The sequence below is a fragment of the Thalassospira sp. MCCC 1A02898 genome, assembly GCF_001618185.1.
Taxonomy (GTDB): Bacteria; Pseudomonadota; Alphaproteobacteria; order Rhodospirillales; family Thalassospiraceae; genus Thalassospira; species Thalassospira tepidiphila.
This window is the reverse complement of sequence record NZ_LPXK01000001.1, coordinates 74,990-91,986: the sequence shown is the minus strand read 5'-3', so window position 1 is coordinate 91,986 and position 16,997 is coordinate 74,990. Positions and strand designations below refer to the sequence as shown.

16 protein-coding genes are annotated in these 16,997 nt (G+C 55.9%); 12 read left to right on the top strand and 4 right to left on the bottom strand.

All coding sequences use genetic code 11. The features are described 5' to 3' along the window. The first annotated feature begins 226 nt into the window (after nt 1–226). The 9 genes from AUQ41_RS00445 (at nt 227) to AUQ41_RS00405 (ending at nt 8,949) form a co-directional block, all read left to right on the top strand. Nucleotides 227–943 (top strand): response regulator transcription factor, encoded by a 717-nt coding sequence (locus AUQ41_RS00445; protein WP_008889052.1) that lies wholly within the window; start codon nt 227–229, stop codon nt 941–943. A gap of 85 nt (nt 944–1,028) precedes the next feature. Then, nucleotides 1,029–2,678: a stimulus-sensing domain-containing protein gene (locus tag AUQ41_RS00440; RefSeq protein ID WP_232308274.1), complete on the top strand. Its 1,650-nt coding sequence runs from the start codon at nt 1,029–1,031 to the stop codon at nt 2,676–2,678. Between the two features lie 109 nt (nt 2,679–2,787). Then, a complete protein-coding gene (locus AUQ41_RS00435; RefSeq protein WP_063085811.1) occupies nt 2,788–3,228 on the top strand; it encodes an HPr kinase/phosphorylase in 441 nt (146 codons plus the stop codon). 16 nt (nt 3,229–3,244) lie between these two features. After that, nucleotides 3,245–4,177 carry an RNase adapter RapZ gene (rapZ, locus tag AUQ41_RS00430; RefSeq protein ID WP_008889055.1) on the top strand — a complete coding sequence of 311 codons (933 nt, stop codon included), beginning with the start codon at nt 3,245–3,247 and terminating at the stop codon, nt 4,175–4,177. Between the two features lie 17 nt (nt 4,178–4,194). Then, a complete protein-coding gene (locus AUQ41_RS00425; protein WP_008889056.1) occupies nt 4,195–4,599 on the top strand; it encodes a PTS sugar transporter subunit IIA in 405 nt (134 codons plus the stop codon). A gap of 64 nt (nt 4,600–4,663) precedes the next feature. Then, nucleotides 4,664–4,939 carry an HPr family phosphocarrier protein gene (locus tag AUQ41_RS00420; protein ID WP_008889057.1) on the top strand — a complete coding sequence of 92 codons (276 nt, stop codon included), beginning with the start codon at nt 4,664–4,666 and terminating at the stop codon, nt 4,937–4,939. 102 nt (nt 4,940–5,041) lie between these two features. Then, nucleotides 5,042–6,838, top strand: coding sequence for a phosphoenolpyruvate--protein phosphotransferase (gene ptsP / locus AUQ41_RS00415; protein ID WP_063085808.1), 1,797 nt, complete (start codon nt 5,042–5,044; stop codon nt 6,836–6,838). 305 nt (nt 6,839–7,143) lie between these two features. Then, entirely contained in the window at nt 7,144–8,439 is a 1,296-nt protein-coding gene (gene ahcY, locus AUQ41_RS00410; protein WP_063086811.1) for an adenosylhomocysteinase, read from the top strand. 129 nt (nt 8,440–8,568) lie between these two features. After that, on the top strand, nt 8,569–8,949 hold the full coding sequence (locus AUQ41_RS00405; protein WP_063085805.1) for a 5-carboxymethyl-2-hydroxymuconate Delta-isomerase: 381 nt from the start codon (nt 8,569–8,571) through the stop codon (nt 8,947–8,949). A gap of 24 nt (nt 8,950–8,973) precedes the next feature. Here the strand turns inward: AUQ41_RS00405 and AUQ41_RS00400 are convergent, their stop codons facing one another. Then, a complete protein-coding gene (locus AUQ41_RS00400) occupies nt 8,974–9,909 on the bottom strand; it encodes a DUF294 nucleotidyltransferase-like domain-containing protein (RefSeq protein WP_063085802.1) in 936 nt (311 codons plus the stop codon). Nucleotides 9,910–10,106: 197 nt separating this feature from the next. Between AUQ41_RS00400 and AUQ41_RS00395 the strand changes: the two genes are divergently transcribed. After that, nucleotides 10,107–10,436: a DHCW motif cupin fold protein gene (locus AUQ41_RS00395; RefSeq protein ID WP_063085799.1), complete on the top strand. Its 330-nt coding sequence runs from the start codon at nt 10,107–10,109 to the stop codon at nt 10,434–10,436. Nucleotides 10,437–10,448: 12 nt separating this feature from the next. Here AUQ41_RS00395 and AUQ41_RS00390 read toward each other — a convergent pair whose 3' ends face one another. Beyond that, nucleotides 10,449–11,705: an HD domain-containing protein gene (locus tag AUQ41_RS00390; protein ID WP_232308273.1), complete on the bottom strand. Its 1,257-nt coding sequence runs from the start codon at nt 11,703–11,705 to the stop codon at nt 10,449–10,451. Between the two features lie 273 nt (nt 11,706–11,978). Here AUQ41_RS00390 and AUQ41_RS00385 point away from each other — a divergent pair, with 273 nt between their 5' ends. Further along, entirely contained in the window at nt 11,979–14,528 is a 2,550-nt protein-coding gene (locus tag AUQ41_RS00385; RefSeq protein WP_063085794.1) for a PAS domain-containing sensor histidine kinase, read from the top strand. A gap of 73 nt (nt 14,529–14,601) precedes the next feature. Here the strand turns inward: AUQ41_RS00385 and AUQ41_RS00380 are convergent, their stop codons facing one another. Next, the gene (locus tag AUQ41_RS00380) at nt 14,602–15,558 is read right to left on the bottom strand and encodes a D-glycerate dehydrogenase (protein ID WP_063085791.1); all 957 of its coding nucleotides are present in this window, start codon (nt 15,556–15,558) and stop codon (nt 14,602–14,604) included. A 47-nt stretch (nt 15,559–15,605) separates the two neighbouring features. Next, complete coding sequence (locus AUQ41_RS00375; RefSeq protein ID WP_063085789.1) at nt 15,606–16,181, bottom strand: hypothetical protein; 576 nt, start codon at nt 16,179–16,181, stop codon at nt 15,606–15,608. A 179-nt stretch (nt 16,182–16,360) separates the two neighbouring features. Here AUQ41_RS00375 and AUQ41_RS00370 point away from each other — a divergent pair, with 179 nt between their 5' ends. After that, on the top strand, nt 16,361–16,975 hold the full coding sequence (locus AUQ41_RS00370; protein ID WP_063085786.1) for a hypothetical protein: 615 nt from the start codon (nt 16,361–16,363) through the stop codon (nt 16,973–16,975). Nucleotides 16,976–16,997: the final 22 nt, after the last annotated feature.

The window sequence follows — 16,997 nt, the reverse complement described above, 5'->3', positions numbered from 1 at the left end:
TGTCCCGCGTTCGGGACAGGTGGGCATTTTACCCTGATGCGATGATTGTTATTTGCCGCAGTGGCGCAAAGTCAACAAATACAGCGATGTGACAGATCGCACTGCGACTGTATTCGACAAGCCTTAATTATGCCGCAAGTGGTTATTTTTTCGCCACATTGGAATGTAAATTGTATAGTCACCACACGAATGAGTGAAATGTATCTGTCCAGTAGATGAGGTCCAGGTGAGTAAGATCGCACTTGTTGATGACGACCGTAATATCCTGACGTCGGTTTCGATGGCGTTGGAAGAAGAAGGATATGAGGTCCTGACATATTCTGATGGCTCGGAGGCACTTCATGCCATCACGAAGGAAGAGCCTGATCTTGCGGTGCTTGATATCAAGATGCCCCGTATGGACGGACTGGAACTTCTGACCCATTTGCGCAAGAAAACCGAAATGCCGGTGATCTTCCTGACGTCCAAGGATGACGAGGTTGATGAACTGACCGGCCTGCGCATGGGTGCCGATGACTACATCAAGAAACCGTTTTCCCAGCGTTTGCTGATTGAACGTATTCGCACCCTTCTGCGTCGTGCGGAAATCATGCGTGCGGGCGGTGTTCGCCCGAACGGGTCGGACGATGTTCTGCAACGCGGTGATCTGGTGCTTGATCCGTCGCGCCACATGTGCAGCTGGAAAGGTCAGCATGTTAATCTGACCGTGACCGAGTTCCTGTTGATTCAGGCACTGGCCAAACATCCGGGGCACGTGAAAAACCGTGACCAGCTGATTGATGCGGCGTACGGCGAACATATCTATGTCGATGACCGCACGATCGACAGCCACATCAAACGCCTGCGCAAGAAATTCCGCGAGACCGACAAGGAATTCAAGGAAATCGAAACCCTGTATGGCGTCGGTTACCGGTATCGCGACACGGCCACTGTGGCAGGTTGATCAGGATTTTTGACGCGCCGGAGCTTTGTGCTTCGGCGCGCACTCTTTTGCAGGCCCGCTTCCGGGCCGGTTATTGCAGGTTTGAATGAGCGATCTTGGGACTGGTGATCACGACCAGCACACAGGTCCGTCCGAACCCCGGACGACACGGATAGAGGAACGCCACGGGCTGTTTTCGCCTTTGACCTGGCGGATTCTGGCCGTGAACGCGCTGGCACTTTTTGTGCTGGTGGCGGGTATTTTGTATCTGGGCCGCTACAAGCAGGAACTTATTCATTCCGAACTGGAAGCCATGGCGGTGCAAGCCGAAATGTATGCCGCCGCCCTGTCGACGTCGGCCGTGAGTTCCAGTGATGATGCAACCAACCGGGTGAAAATCGAAGTGGCGCGCGAAATGGTGCGCCGTCTTGTCGGGATTACCGGCGCACGCACCCGTCTTTTTGCCACCAATGGCAGCCTTCTGGCTGATAGTCGCAGCATCCAGTCACTTGGTGCGGGCACCATTCAGGCCGAACAGCTTCCACCACCGGGCGAAGAAGATGCCTTTGCCGATATCATGCGCAAACTGACCGATGGCATCCTGACATTATTTGAGGGCGAACAACCCTTGCCACTTTATGTCGATCCGCCGGTTGCCAGTGCGGCCGATTACCCGGAAGTGCGTGCAGCCCTGGCGGGTTATTCGCGCGGGGTGGTCCGTGTTGATAGCGAAGGACGCCGGGTCTTGTCGGTATCGGTGCCGGTTGCAAGGTTCAAGCAGGTTCTGGCATCGGTGATGATGACCAAAAGCGGCGAATCGATTGAAAACGCCCTGCATGCGGTCCGCCTTGATATCCTGAAGATCTTTGTCTTTGCCTTTGGCATTACGGTGTTGTTGTCGATCTATCTTGCCGGGGTGATCACACGGCCGCTCAACCGGTTGGCGCGTGCGGCCGAACGGGTCCGGCGCAGCAAAAACCGCCAGTTCGCCATTCCCGATCTGTCGGATCGTCGCGATGAAATCGGCGATTTGTCGACCACACTGCGCGATATGACCGAAACGCTGTGGGATCGCATGGACGCGATTGAACGGTTTGCCGCCGATGTCGCGCACGAGATTAAAAACCCGCTGACATCATTGCGGTCTGCGGTGGAGACCGCCACGCGCCTTAAGGATCCGGAACGCCAGCGCCGCCTGATGGAAATCATCGCCGAGGATGTCCAGCGTCTTGATCGCCTGATCAGTGATATTTCCGACTATTCGCGTATGGATGCCGAATTGTCGCGCGCCGAGAGCGAGGAAGTCGATCTTGATGTGCTGCTTTATACGCTGGGCGAACTTTATAACGCCGATGCCGAGGGCCCGCGGATCAAGGTTTCGGTGCCCGAAAACCTCAATGTCCCGGCGCTTGAAAGCCGCCTGACACAGGTGTTCAGGAACCTGATTTCGAATGCGATTACCTTTACCCCGGAAGGCGGTGAAGTGCGCGTGCGGGCATGGCGCGATAAAAACTGGGCGGTGATCACGGTCGAGGATGATGGCCCGGGCATCCCGCCCGGCAAGGAAGAGGCGATCTTCAACCGGTTCTATACCGAACGTCCGGCGACCGAGAAATTCGGGCAGCATTCGGGCTTGGGGCTTTCGATTTCCAAGCGAATCATTGCCGCCCATAATGGCGAGCTCAGTGCACAGAATCGCGTGGTCCGTGACGAGGTCAAGGGCGCTGTCTTTACCATTCGCCTGCCGCTCGACTAGGATTTTTCAGCTCAGAAAGTGCGAAATGCCTATGCGGGAGGTTAAGTGGATCACGCCCCGGGCTTTTGGGGTTTGACAAGCCAACCTCTGCCAAGCATCGTTTTGCATTATGTCCCAGCTTCACGCAAATTGTGTCCGGATCGGCGCCCATGCGGTGCTGTTGCGCGGACCATCCGGATCTGGAAAATCCGGGCTTTCGCTGCGTCTGATCGACGCGGGCGGCTTTCTTGTTTCCGATGATCGAACCGACCTTGTGGCGCGTGATGGCCGCCTGATCGCCAGCGCACCCGATCAGATTGCCGGATTATGCGAAGTCCGCGGCATCGGTGTTGTGCGCGGTTTGCCGCAAAAAACCGAAGGCGATGTGCGGGTTCTGATTGATCTGGTCACCGATCCAGCCACGGTTGAACGCATGCCTGAACCCGATTTCGAAGAGATTTGTGGCATTGCGATCCCGCGTTGGACATTATGTGCATCCGATCTGGCCATCGAGGCAAAGATTGGAGTAGTTTTGGCGCTCGCGACGGGTGGAATGACACTTGAACCGTAATCCACAGGACCCAGACTTGCAGAAAACTTCGGCGAATTCTTCGGACAGCCAGAACAAGGCCCTGGGGGCGTTTGATGGCAAAAGCGGACTGGTTCTTGTGACCGGGGTATCCGGTGCCGGGCGAACGACGACCCTTAAGATTCTTGAAGATTTCGGCTTTGATGCGGTCGATAACCTGCCGCTGCGCATGCTGTCCGCCCTGGTGCCGGGGGATTGCCGCCCGGAACAGCCGATTGCCATCGGTCTTGATATCCGGACCCGTGATTTCGGCGTTGATCAGTTTGTCGAGATTGTCGGTCGCCTGCGCAAACAGACCGGCATGGATCCGTTGATGATCTATGTTGATGCCGACACGACGGTCCTGCAGCGTCGATTTACCGAAACCAGACGTCCGCATCCACTCAGCCATGATCGGCCTTTGGTCGACGCGATTGAGCATGAAAAACGCCTGATGGCGCCGATTGCCGCCACGGCGGATATGCGCATTGACACATCGCGCCTGAAATCAGCCGAGCTTCGCAAGATCCTGCAAGACCAGTTCGACATCGGCGAAAACGAAGGCCTTGCGATCTTTGTGCGCAGCTTTTCGTTCCGTCAGGGTGTTCCGGCAGAAGCCGATCTTGTTTTTGACGTTCGCTTTCTGCGCAACCCGCATTATGATCCCGAGCTTCGCCTGATGACCGGGATGAATGCGGCTGTTGGGCAATACATAGAAGAAGACCCGGATTTCGCCGGGTTTATCGACCGCCTGAAGGCAATGCTGGAGCCGATTTTGCCGCGCTATGCGCAGGAAGGTAAAAGCTATCTGACCATTGCGGTCGGGTGCACAGGTGGTCAACATCGTTCGGTTTATATCGCGCGGTTACTCAATGACTGGATTGCCGATCTGGGATATGACACACATCTCAGCCATCGGGACAAACCGGACGAGCCGACCTCGGGGGAGTGAAAAATGGAGAAAACTGCATGATCGGGATGGTGCTGGTCACCCACGGCGATCTCGCGAAAGAGTTCGTATCTGCCTTGCAGCATGTTGTTGGCGAACAGGAAAATGTCGAAGCGGTCTGTATCGGACCGGATGACGACATGGAACAACGCCGCGCAGATATTCTTGCCAGTGTCGAAAAGGTCGACAGCGGCAAAGGTGTTGTCCTTTTGACCGACATGTTTGGCGGGACCCCGTCCAATCTGGCGATTTCCATTATGGAACAGGCAAATGTCGAAGTCATCGCAGGGGTTAATTTACCTTTGCTGATTAAACTCGCATCTGTTCGCATCGACGGCACCTTGGCCGAAACGGTCAATGCGGCCCAGGATGCGGGGCGTAAATACATCAACGTTGCGTCGCGTTTGCTGAGCGGCGAGGAATAAGTCAGCCACAAAAAGAACAGGGCCGGATGCACGGGGACAGTGCATCAGGCTTGCGGGGACATACATGGCGCAGAAGGAAAAACGCACTTTAACAATCAGCAACCAGCGCGGATTGCACGCGCGGGCGGCTGCAAAATTTGTTAAACTGGCAGGTGAATTTCAATCGAGCATCATGGTGCGCAACCGCGGCACCGAAGTGTCGGGTGTGTCGATCATGGGTTTGATGATGCTGGCCGCATCGATCGGCACCGAGATCGAGGTCGAGGCCACCGGCCCGGACGCCAAACAGGCGATTGATGCGCTTAACGAACTGGTCGATGCCAAGTTCGACGAAGAATAGGATCCCGCGGATCACGATGTGAGGCCGCGGGCGTCTGAATTTCGTGACAACAAGAAAGCGTTGTCGGGATAACAATAAAAACGAGTTGGTAGCAAAGAAGGTTTGCAAGTTCCTCCAAAAGACCAAACCGTTTCAGATGAAAATAACTCGGGCGTTCGCCGGGTCATAACCGGATTGGGCGCATCGGGCGGGATTGTGATCGGTCGCGCCTTTGTTCTGGATCGCCAGATCGTTCATGTCAGCCGCAAGCCGATTTCCCATGATGCCGTGCAGGCCGAATGCAAACGCCTTCATGATGGCGTTGCCGAAAGCATTGATCAGCTCAAACGCCTGAAATCCCAATCATCGAGTGCCGAAAGTGCGGCGTCCGAGGAACTTGGCTTCCTGATGGATGCCTATATCCACATGCTGACCCAATCGCGTCTGGTGCGCGGGGCCGAAGAACTGATCGTCTCGCGCAAGCTTAATGCCGTGCATGCGGTCAGCGAAGTGATCGATGCGATTGCCGAACAGTTTTCGGGCATGGAAGACAGCTATCTTGCGGCACGCGCCACGGACATTCGTGAGGTGGGCCTGCGCCTGATGCGCTGCCTGATCGGTGAGACCGACCGGGCAATGGACAATGCCCCACAGGGGTCCATCCTGATTGCCGAGGATGTCAGTCCGGCCGATATGGCGCGCTTTGAGCCTGGCCAACTGACCGCCTTTGTCACCGCCCTTGGCGGGGCAGAGGGGCATACCGCAATCATGGCGAGATCCCTGGGTATCCCGGCCGTTCTGGGGGCTGCTGATATCGTTCGCGGCGTTGCTGGCGGCGATCAGATCATTATCGATGGCGGGCGCGGCGAAGTGATCCTGTCGCCAAGCGATGCCGATATTGAACATTATACCCAACGCCGTGCTGACTGGCTGGCGGCGCGCGAAAAGCTGGCGTCACTTCGCGATGTACCGTCATCAACCCGTGACGGTATCGATATTGACCTGCATGCCAATATCGAATTGCCAATCGAGCTTGCCGCCGCCCTGGAAAACGGGGCGACCGGTATCGGGCTTCTGCGCAGCGAGTTCATGTTCATGAACAAGGACTATCTGCCCGACGAGGACGAGCAATACGAAGAACTTGCCGATATCGTCAAACGCATGGATGGCAAACCGGTCACCATCCGAACCCTTGATATCGGTGGTGAAAAACTGGCCGTCGCCCTTCAAGATGAAATCGTGTCTGGCCCGAACCCGGCCCTTGGATTGCGTGGCATACGGTTATCATTGCGCAAGCCGGAACTGCTTGAAGCACAGTTTGCTGCGATCCTGCGTGCCTCCCTGCATGGATCGGTTCGGGTGTTGCTTCCGATGGTGGTCAACGTGCATGAAATGACCCGTGCCCGTCAGATCTATGAGGCAGTGGCAAAACGCCTGCGCAAGGATGGACATCCGATCCCCGAAACCCTGCCGCCGCTTGGTGCGATGATCGAAATTCCCGCCGCGGCGCTGGCGGCGGATACCTTGGCGCGCGACAGTGATTTCTTTGCCATCGGCACCAACGACCTGACGCAATATACCCTGGCGATTGACCGCACCGATGATCAGGTGGCGGGTATGTTTGATCCGCTGCATCCGGCTGTGTTGCGTCTGATCCGTGATGTGATCAAGGTGGCCCGCGAACGCGATATACCGGTCAGTGTCTGTGGTGAAATGGCTGGTGATCCGCGCTATATGCCGCTTTTCATCGGATTTGGCTTGCGAAACCTTTCGATGTCGCCGGTCAATCTGTTGCTGGTCAAACAGCGCCTGCGCCGCCTTGATAGTCGTAACTCCGAACATCAGGCCAACCGTGTCATGGAACAATGGGATTCTGCCCGGATTGCCATGATGCTTGATGACTTCAACGATCTCGCCTGAAAAATCCCGTACCCCATAGCTTGTTGTGATCGGCATCTGTCCCAACATAGGGGACAGTTTTGTCCGCGCTTATCCTTGGTTTCCCGCCGCAAAAAAGGCCGGGATTTCAGGGCGCGAGCATCTTTAAACGGGTCCGGTTTTGCCCGGAATGCAAATTCCGTCAAAAAAGGACTTGAAAACGATATAAAGATATCTTTATATGTGGCCTATAGCGATCAGGGAAATGATCGCAACAGAATTCTTCGGCGTATCGGCAGGATGGAAATTCCATGCGGATGCGCCATTCCTGTTTGATTGGAGACGATATGTCGAACTTTACCGATTACAAGGTCGCTGATATCTCGCTGGCCGGTTGGGGCCGCAAGGAAATCGCGATTGCCGAAACCGAAATGCCGGGCCTGATGGCGCTGCGCGATGAATATGGCGCGGCAAAGCCGCTTGCTGGCGCGCGCATCGTCGGCTGCCTGCACATGACCATTCAGACCGCAGTTCTGATTGAAACCCTGACGGCACTTGGCGCAGAAGTTCGTTGGTCTTCGTGCAACATCTTCTCCACCCAGGATCAGGCTGCTGCGGCGATCGCGGCTGCTGAAATCCCGGTATTTGCCTGGAAAGGCGAGACCGAGGAAGAATTCTGGTGGTGCATCGAGCAGACCATTTCCGGTCCGAACGGCTGGAAGCCGAACCTGATCCTTGATGATGGCGGCGACGTTACCCAGCTGATCCACGACAAGTATCCGGAACTTCTTGAAGACATCAAAGGTCTGTCGGAAGAAACCACCACCGGTGTGCATCGCCTCTATGAAATGGCGAAAAAAGGCACGCTTAAGGTCCCGGCGATCAACGTCAATGACTCGGTCACCAAGTCGAAATTCGACAACCTGTATGGCTGCCGCGAATCGCTTGTTGATGGCATCAAGCGCGCAACCGACGTCATGGTTGCCGGCAAGATCGCCGTTGTTGCCGGGTTCGGCGACGTGGGCAAAGGTTCGGCTGCGTCGATGCGCAGCCAGGGCGCACGCGTTCTGGTAACCGAAATCGATCCGATCTGCGCATTGCAGGCCGCGATGGAAGGTTACGAAGTCACCACCATGGAAGACGCAGCCCCGGTTGGCGACATTTTCGTCACCACCACCGGTAACATCGACATCATCACGCTTGACCACATGCGTGCGATGAAAGACCGCGCAATCGTCTGCAACATCGGTCACTTCGATTCCGAAATCCAGATCGGTTCGCTGCGTAACTACAAGTGGGACAACGTCAAGCCGCAGGTCGACGAAGTCGAATTCCCGGATGGCAAACGTCTGATCGTTCTGGCCGAAGGCCGTCTGGTCAACCTTGGTTGCGCAACCGGTCACCCGAGCTTCGTGATGTCGGCATCCTTCACCAACCAGGTGCTGGCCCAGATCGAGCTGTGGAAAAACTTTGCTAACTACGAAAACAAGGTTTACGTCCTGCCGAAACACCTTGATGAGAAAGTTGCAGCCCTGCACCTTGATCGTCTTGGCGTGAAACTGACCAAATTGTCGTCTGAACAGGCCGAATATATCGGCGTTCCGCAGGCTGGTCCGTTCAAGCCGGATCATTATCGCTATTAATTGGCGCTACTAATTGGCAGCTGCCGATTTGCATCAAAGCCGGTCTGTTTATTCAGACCGGCTTTTTTGGTGTCCAGATACAAAGCAAGTTGTTAGAAGAATTTTAATCTTGTCAGACGGATGACAGCCATGCCCCAGCTTGAAATCGAATATTCTGCCCAACTGCCAATCAAGGATGAATTGTCCAAGCTCGCAGTTGATCTGCATTACGTCATCGCCCGCGAGGCCGATGCGGAACTGAGTTCTTTCAAGACCCGGATTACGCCGCTGGAAAATGTCGTGATCGGCGATGGTGATCCGAAAAACGCCATGGTGCATATTGATATCCGGCTGCTGTCAGGCCGGATCAATGCGGTGAAATTCGCCACTGGCGAGGCTGCCCTTGCCGCACTCATTGACCGGCTGGAATGGCTGGTTGGCGATTATCAGGTGCAATTCACCGTCGAGGTCCATGACCTTGATCGGGAAAACTATTTCAAGCATGTCACTGACGGCCCGCGCGCGGCCTGATTGGCCGACGCGTTTGCCGGGTGATTACATCAGAAGCGCTTCATGGATCGGATGATCCGGGCCATAGCGATCATTAAGCAACTTTATCAATTCACGCGAAAAGCCCTTGCCAGCATCAAGCAGGGAGCGCAATTCCGTATCATTGCGATCATGCGGACCAACACCATCAAGGCGCGCACGCACTTCCGGATCGGAAAGTTCGCGCAGGAAACGGTCATAAAGTTCCAGTGCCGGCAGGCTTTTTTCACCAAACACGGTTTGCAGGCGTGTGATCGGTGGCAGCTGTAAAAGTTCGGACAGTTTTTCGCGTTTACCGGCATAATCCCGGCCTGCGGTTTCGGCCGCTGCGATAATGCCGCCGAAATAAAGCATCTTGCGCGAGAAAACCAGTTTCAGCCGCCGGGGTGCCCAGGCCTTGCTGGCATCGCCTTCGCGGGTCTTGATTTCAAAATCGACGCTGATGGTGCGGTAATAGCGGATCACGTCATTGACCAGAAACCGCGCAATCGAATCACGTGTAACCGAACTGGTGACGTAATTGGCGATCAGATCGTCAAAAAACTTGCGTTTGCCCGCCTCGTTATACAGCCACTCACATTCCAGCAGGAACAACAGCCGACGCGTGGTGATCGAGTTGGTATCGCCATCAAGCCCGATGCGATTTACCAGTTCCTCGGCGGTGATATAGGACGAAAACGGGCCGTTTACCGCCGGTTTTTTGGTGACCATCTTGCCAAGGATATCGGCGACCTGTTGGTGCGGCGCCTGACTGCGTTCGGCTTCGCGGCCAATGATGAAGTAATCCAGATCGGATTGATCGGATGCTTCATGCCGCCCATAGGACCCGGTTACCACCACGCAAAATGTATCGCCCGAAAGGCTTTTACCCAATGCTTCGCGCATCTCGGCCAGACGGGTGGCCGAGTAGTGCTGATTGGTTGCGATGGTTTGCGGTAACAAGATCGGGACAGCCTCTTGGTGCGACTCGTTGATATCCGAGTATCTGCCTAATGGTTAAAGATTAAAACCACGTTTAACTGATATGGCACTGTCCAATTAAGCTGATTGACAGTTTTATGGGCGCGGCAGATATTTTTCGCGCCTGTTCAATATCTTGAACCTTCTGCGTCCCCCTTGACCCCGAAAGTTTTCCCATCATGGACATTTCCGATCTGCCGTTCGGCACAACCGACTGGTCTGCGATTGAACCGACCGAACACACCGGTGAAACCGGCATGGCGACCTGGCGAACCCGCCACTTTGGCCCGATCCGTGTCAGGATGGTGCAATATTCCGCCGGGTATCTGGCAGATCACTGGTGTTCCAAGGGGCACATTCTGCTGTGTCTTGAAGGCGAACTGGTGACCGAGCTTGAGGATGGCCGGACCTATGTCCTGAAACCGGGTATGAGCTATCAGGTGGCAGACAACGCAGAGGCGCATCGTTCCTCAACCGAAACCGGCGCGACCCTTTTTGTCGTTGATTAAAAAGGCCGGGTCTTAATCAAACAGGCTGGCGGCGGCGGCCTGCTGGGCCGGATCGGTCAGGCTGCCAACGCGTCGCAGGAAGGAATGCTTTTCCTCGTAGTAGCGTTTTGACAGATCGGCAAAGCAGCGGACTTCGACATCGGTATTGATGTGGAATTCACGCCGGGGCACCTTGGCCTCGTGCAGGTCAAAGCTGCTGGCAGAGGCGCTGAGTTGATGGTCGACAACATCGGCAACACCATCAAGCTCGATCCGGTTTTTGAGACTATGCAGGAATTTCTTGAACGGCGGATGGCTGTTTAAGAACGCCTTTTCGGTCAGCAGGAAGTCATCGGCGGCAAAGTCCGGCGCGTTTTTGACGACAAATTCGCGACACAGATGGTCGGTGGCAAAGCACATCGGACCAAAGATGAAGTTGCGATAGATGTCTTCTTTCAGCTGCCAGAACTTATCGAGACGTTTGAGCGAATCTGCATCGAGTTTTACCGCTGCCTCAAGCAACAGGCGCGGGTGGCAATGCACATGGTTGGGATGGACATACGTTTTGGTGCGGCTAATGCCCTCAAGCGTGTCGATATTAACCGGGCCGGAAAACAGGGCGGCATGCGGGTGATCGGACTTCTTCGATAAAAGCGCGATCACTTCATCCGGATCGACACCATGTTTGACCAGCAGATGATTGACCGACAGATCGAGATCCACCTCGCCGGTGATGATCTGGTTGGTCAGCTGATGGTGGTTGCGGTTAAAGCGGCGCGCAAATTCCGGTTCCAGCGTATGGGAAAACGGGCCATGGCCAATGTCATGCAACAAGGCGGCTGCGCCCAGAAGGTCGCAATCGGCATCCGATAGTCCCATCAAGCGGCAATAGCGTTGCGACAGCAATGCGACGCCAATCGTGTGGTCATAACGGGAATGACGGATATTGGCCGGGCGTCCGTTTGGGTGGAACAGATAATCAATGGCACCGAGAAACGAGATTTCGCGCAACCGTTCAAAGGCGGGCGAGGCGATCAGTTTCTTGTGCAACGGCCGATCAAAGGCCGAGGCGATCTGGGCGCGTTTGAAATGGTAGTTATATTGCGGCACATCGCGAAACAGCAGTTCCCATTCGGCGATGTCATCGGCATTGAAATTGGTATCAAACAGATCGCCGATTTCCGGTGCCGGCTTTGACGCCGCCTTGAGCATGGCAGAGTCCTTTTGTGGCGCGGCCTGCTTGGGCTCTGCGCGCTGGGCAAAAAGGTCTAGCTGCGGTTTTGGGCTCATTTTAGGAATGGTTGATGCGCTCAGTTGAGAATGTGTGTCCCGCAGACATAAACGGAATCACCGGCTATGTCATTGCGGTTTTTCCGCAGGATTTCGCCATGAAATACGCCACCAGACAAGCCTGTTGCCGTAATGATGTGAAACGGTGGTAAAAGCACGGCGTTTTCACCATAATAATAGCTCATAAACACAAACGGTTAACAACACGTGACACGGCGAGCATCCGAACAGGCATCCACACAGCTTTGCGCAGGCAAAAAGACAGTGGCGATCATGCGCAGACTGTCTGATTTGGCGCGCCCGGCCTTTTGGCGCGGCACGGGTGCGATGGTTGCCACGTTTGGTCTGTCGATAACTGTGCAGGCCCAGGAAAAATTTCGCCTTAATACCGCGACAAATGCCGGGGAAGGCGCGACCAAAGCTCAGAACCAGCCCGACGGAATCGGCGCGACGATTTTCGGAAGCCTGGCGGGTCTAAGCGACCGCGACTGGCTGGTGGTTGGCTTGGCGGCTGTTGGTGGTGCGGCGATTGCCGGTTGGGTTGGTTGGCGGCTGTCGCTTCGCATGCGCCGTCACCTTGAAGAAGTCGAAGATCACGAACACGAACTGGCGGGTGAGACAGAGCTTTTCACACAGCTTCTATTCGCCGGTCCCGACCCGGTTTACTATTGGAGCCGCCATGGCTTTGCCGAGGGGGCCAGTCCGTCGTTAAAGCGGGCCTTCCAGCTGGGTCAGGATGGACGCTTTCCCGATCTGCTGGATCTGTTGCGCGATGAAGATGCCGCAGCACTCAAGGAACGGGTGCGGAACCTTAAAACCGGGCATGACAGGTTTGAGCTGTGGATCACCACGGTCGATGAGCGCAAATTCCACGTCACCGGCATGGCCGCGCGCAAGGATCGGTCATCGGATGTATTGGCGCATGGTTTGTGGTTCCGCGATGAAACCCGCCATTCGCGCGAACGCGAAAACCAGTTTGGTGATTTTCAGCTGCTTAAACACGAAGTATCGGGCCTGCGGCAGTTGCTTGATAGCTTGCCCTTCCCGGTCTGGCGCCGCGATAGCGAACTTCGCCTGATTGATTGCAACATCGCCTATGCCGATGCGGTCGAATACCAAACGATTGAGGATGCCCTGGCCGCACAGGCCGAAATTGGCGCGGGGGTGATTCCCGATCACGGGCGATCACTGGCGGCATCGGTTCAGCGCAATAATGAAAGCCTGACCCGCGATTTCCATGTTGTCATTCGTGGTGATCGCAAATTGCTGCGCATTACCGAAATGCCAGGCGGGGCCGCGAACGAGCCCGATGGCCTGATCGGCTTTGCGATTGATTGCACCCCGGTCGAAGAATTGCAGTCCGATCTGTCGCGCCACATCCGCGCCCATGCCGAGGTGCTTGAAAACCTGGGTACTGCGATTGCGGTTTATGGCGGGGATAAGGGACTGATCTTCTTTAATACCGCCTTTACCAAGCTTTGGGATCTTGATGACGAATGGCTCTGGACCGAGCCGACCCATGATGATGTTTTGCGTCGTCTGCGCGATGAACGCAAACTGCCCGAAGTCACCGATTTCGCCCAGTTCCGCAATACCGAAAACCAGCGTTTCACCGATCTTCTGAAACCTGAAGAAGACCTGATGCATCTGCCAAATGGCATGACCTTGCGTCGCTTTATCTCGCCCCATCCGTTTGGCGGGCTGATGTTTGTCTATGAGGACGTCACCGACAAGCTGGTTCTGGAAAGTTCGTACAACACCCTGATCGCGGTTCAGCGTGAAACGCTTGAAAGCCTGCATGAGGCGGTTGGCGTGATCAGTGGCGATGGGCGTTTGCGGCTTTATAACCATGGCTTTGCCGATCTGTGGGGCCTTGAAAGCACCTTCCTTGATGTCGCGCCGCATCTGGGCGACGTGGTCGAGAAATCCAAGGATTTCTGGCGCGAACGCGATGATTGGGAAAAATTCAAAAACCGCATGGTTGCGCGGATTACCAACCATGAACCGATGAATGGCCGGTTGGAACGGGCTGATAATTCGATTGTTGATTTTGCCATCGTGCCGCTGCCTGACGGGGCGGTGATGATGTCCTATATCGATGTGACGGACACCATCCGGGTCGAACGTGCGCTTCGTGAACGTAACGAGGCACTGCGCACCGCCGACCAGATGAAGTCCGACTTCATTTCGACCGTGTCGCGCGAACTGACCAAGCCGCTGGATCACATCAATGGCGAGTCTGATCGATTGATCCCGCATCTGACCGGCAATGTGGCGCGCTCGGTCGAAACCATCCGGACCGAGGCACAAAGCATGCTGGCGCTGGTCGATGACATGCGCGATCTGGCAACCCTTGGGTCGGGGCAGGTGGCCCTTGAACTTGATACCGTCGACCCACGGCGTTTGCTGCGCTCCCTCGAAGCGCTGACACGGGCGCGCTTGGCGGAGCTTAATGTGTCGCTGCGTCTTTATTGTTCGCGCCAGATCGGCTGGATGGTGGCCGATGAACGGCGCCTGAAACAGGCCTTGTTCATTCTGGTGACCAACGTGCTGCGCACAGCACCCGAAGGCAGCGAGGTTTCCGTGGTGGCAAAGCGCAGCGGCGATGATATCGAAATTTCGATCTCGCTGTCGGACGAAGCCCCGCAACCGATGCTGTTTGAAGGTCTGCGCGATGGTGAATCCCCGTCGGCCCGCCGTGCGCTTGGCATGGCGATGGTCCGCGCCGTGGTCGAAATCCATGGCGGACGTGTGAAGATCAGCCGAGATGGCCGCAAGATCGCCTGTATCCTGCCCGCGGGCGAGGAAAGCGATCTTGGCTAAGGCCGCGGACCCGTCAGACAGATACGAAAAAGGCGCCAGATGGCGCCTTTTGTTTTGCAGGCTAGGTACACGGTCAGACCGTAAACGGCACGTCCTTACCGGCAACAAAGGCATCGATGTTATCAAGTGCGCGGAAGCCCATGGCGTTGCGGGTTTCAACTGTGGCTGATCCCAGATGCGGCAGCAGGAAGGTGTTGGCAAGGTCGCGATAGGCCGGTTCGATATTCGGCTCACCGGCGAACACATCGAGGCCGGCCGCGGTCAGTTTGCCCGATTTCAGGGCGGCAATCAGGTCCTGATCATTGACGACATCGCCGCGTGCGGTGTTTACGATGATCGCGCCATCGGGCAGCTTGGCAATGAAATCTGAATTGACCATGCCACGCGTTTCGGGCGTTGACGGGCAATGCAGCGACAGGAAATCACAATGGGGCAAAAGGCCCTCGATACTGTCGTGATAGGTCGCGCCCATTTCCTGAGCAGCGGGCAATTGGCGGCGGTTGTAATAATGGATGTCCATATCAAAACCACGGGCGCGTTTGGCGACCGCCTGACCAATACGGCCCATGCCAACGATGCCAAGTTTCTTGCCTGTTACTTGCGTGCCCATCAGGTGGGTCGGACGCCAGCTTGACCAGGTGGCGTTGCGGACTTCGGCCTCCCCCTCGCTCGCACGGCGCGCAGCACCAAGGATCAGAAGCCAGGCAATATCAGCGGTGGCATCGGTCAGCACCCCCGGGGTGTTGCCAATGATCACGCCCTTTTTCTTGGCTGCGGCCAGGTCGATATGATCGGTCCCGACCGAGAAGGTGGCGATGATTTTCACACTGTCGGAAAGATGATCAAAAAACTCGGCATCAATCGGATCGCCCACCGAAACAAGGGCGGCATCCGCATCATGACACAGGGCCAGGATTTCGGCCCGGGTCAGGGGATCGTCATCTTCCTGGGTGCGGATGTCATAACTTTCAGCCGCACGCTTGGCGACGGCATCTGGCAATCGGCGGGTGACGGCAAGAACAGGTTTCATGGTGGGTTTCTCCCTGAAGCGATTTTGTTTTTAAGTTTTCAATTGTTCTAGAATAACTGCCCGACGGCCAGACGGATACCGATTGATGTGATCACCAGCGACAGCAGGAAATCGGCCAGAACAATGGTGCTTGCCGTCGGAATCGGGACCGACAGGGTCAGCTTGGCGATATAGACGCCATACACAAGCGTTGCGATCACCGCGATAAAGACAAAGCCACCGGCCCCCAGCGACGGCAACAAAACACCCAGCATCAAGGCTGCCAGATACAGCCCCATCTGCAACACGCTTGCCCAATTATAGACCGTGATAAACGCGATATAGCGTTCCGCACGGCCCAGCATCGGGATGACGTGGAACATGATCAGGGGAAAGGCGACCCATTTGATGACATAGGCAATGACTTCGACCAGCATGTAACGCATTGCCGGGAAGTCGTCCGGGGCATCGAAAATGTCGTTCCAGCGCAACATCGCAAAGGCCGGAAACACAATCACTGCCGCCAGAAACGAACGCCAGAATCCCTCGATTGAAAAATTAAAAAAGCCAAGACCCTGGGTATCGCCACGGGCAAGACGCCATGTGCCGTAAAGGGCGCGCAGGGTTTCGCTGGAACTGCTCATTTGGGGCTTGTTTCCGCACTTTGGGGCAAATCTGATCCTGATTGTCTAGCAGCCTGCCAGACCGAGGGAAACAGCTTATCGCTGATTGCCCGTCCTTCACAAGGTGGGGTTGCCAAACGTCTTTTTCTTGCACGGGTCATCGGGCCCTTGAGACGGCAAACCGAGGTGGCGGGATCAGGATGACGGACAATACGGACGAAGAATATGCGTTGCGCTTGTCCTATCTTGAAAAAACCGATCCCAACTCGCTGGCGGTCGCGCGGCTGTATCTTGAAATGGCCAGCAACCACAGGCCCGATCAGCGTGAAGAGGCATTGGCGCTGTTTGATGCCGCCGATGCAATTTTCGCCCTGCATTTGCCGACGGCACGTGATGCGGCGGTGGCGGGCCTGGCACTAAGTCTTAATAACCGGGCCGCGCTTGAGATTGAGGCAGGTGAATGGGACTGGGCGGTGGATGCTGCCTGTCAGGCCGTCGAACTGCGCCAGGATCGCTTGCGCAATTGTGTCGGGCGCAAGGATGACAAGGAACGTCTTGATCTGGGCTATTCACTGGCCGCGCTTGTTCTGGCGCTGCAAGGGGCGGACAAGCTTGATCTGGCGCGCGATGCGGCATGCGATGCGGTCAAAGTGCTGGGCGCCTTTGCCGGGATGCGCAATCAGGATGCGTTTGTCCTTTTGACCAAGCTGATCTGTATCTATGCCGATCTGTGCAACCGGACCGGACAACTGCCCGATGCCAATGTTTTGTTGCCGCTGGCCAAAGCGTTTTACTCTGCGCGCGGCAAGTCCTGAGCAAAGAAAAACGGCCACAAGG

Excerpts from the sequence above, each read along its gene's own strand:
- AUQ41_RS00420 (WP_008889057.1), top strand. The coding sequence starts at position 4,664 with ATGGCGCAGAAGGAAAAACGCACTTTAACAATCAGCAACCAGCGCGGA.
- AUQ41_RS00435 (WP_063085811.1), top strand. The coding sequence starts at position 2,788 with ATGTCCCAGCTTCACGCAAATTGTGTCCGGATCGGCGCCCATGCGGTG.
- AUQ41_RS00440 (WP_232308274.1), top strand. The coding sequence starts at position 1,029 with ATGAGCGATCTTGGGACTGGTGATCACGACCAGCACACAGGTCCGTCC.
- AUQ41_RS00395 (WP_063085799.1), top strand. The coding sequence starts at position 10,107 with ATGGACATTTCCGATCTGCCGTTCGGCACAACCGACTGGTCTGCGATT.
- AUQ41_RS00425 (WP_008889056.1), top strand. The coding sequence starts at position 4,195 with ATGATCGGGATGGTGCTGGTCACCCACGGCGATCTCGCGAAAGAGTTC.
- AUQ41_RS00380 (WP_063085791.1), bottom strand. The coding sequence starts at position 15,558 with ATGAAACCTGTTCTTGCCGTCACCCGCCGATTGCCAGATGCCGTCGCC.
- AUQ41_RS00385 (WP_063085794.1), top strand. The coding sequence starts at position 11,979 with ATGCGCAGACTGTCTGATTTGGCGCGCCCGGCCTTTTGGCGCGGCACG.
- AUQ41_RS00405 (WP_063085805.1), top strand. The coding sequence starts at position 8,569 with ATGCCCCAGCTTGAAATCGAATATTCTGCCCAACTGCCAATCAAGGAT.
- AUQ41_RS00370 (WP_063085786.1), top strand. The coding sequence starts at position 16,361 with ATGACGGACAATACGGACGAAGAATATGCGTTGCGCTTGTCCTATCTT.
- AUQ41_RS00375 (WP_063085789.1), bottom strand. The coding sequence starts at position 16,181 with ATGAGCAGTTCCAGCGAAACCCTGCGCGCCCTTTACGGCACATGGCGT.
- AUQ41_RS00390 (WP_232308273.1), bottom strand. The coding sequence starts at position 11,705 with ATGAGCCCAAAACCGCAGCTAGACCTTTTTGCCCAGCGCGCAGAGCCC.
- ahcY (WP_063086811.1), top strand. The coding sequence starts at position 7,144 with ATGTCGAACTTTACCGATTACAAGGTCGCTGATATCTCGCTGGCCGGT.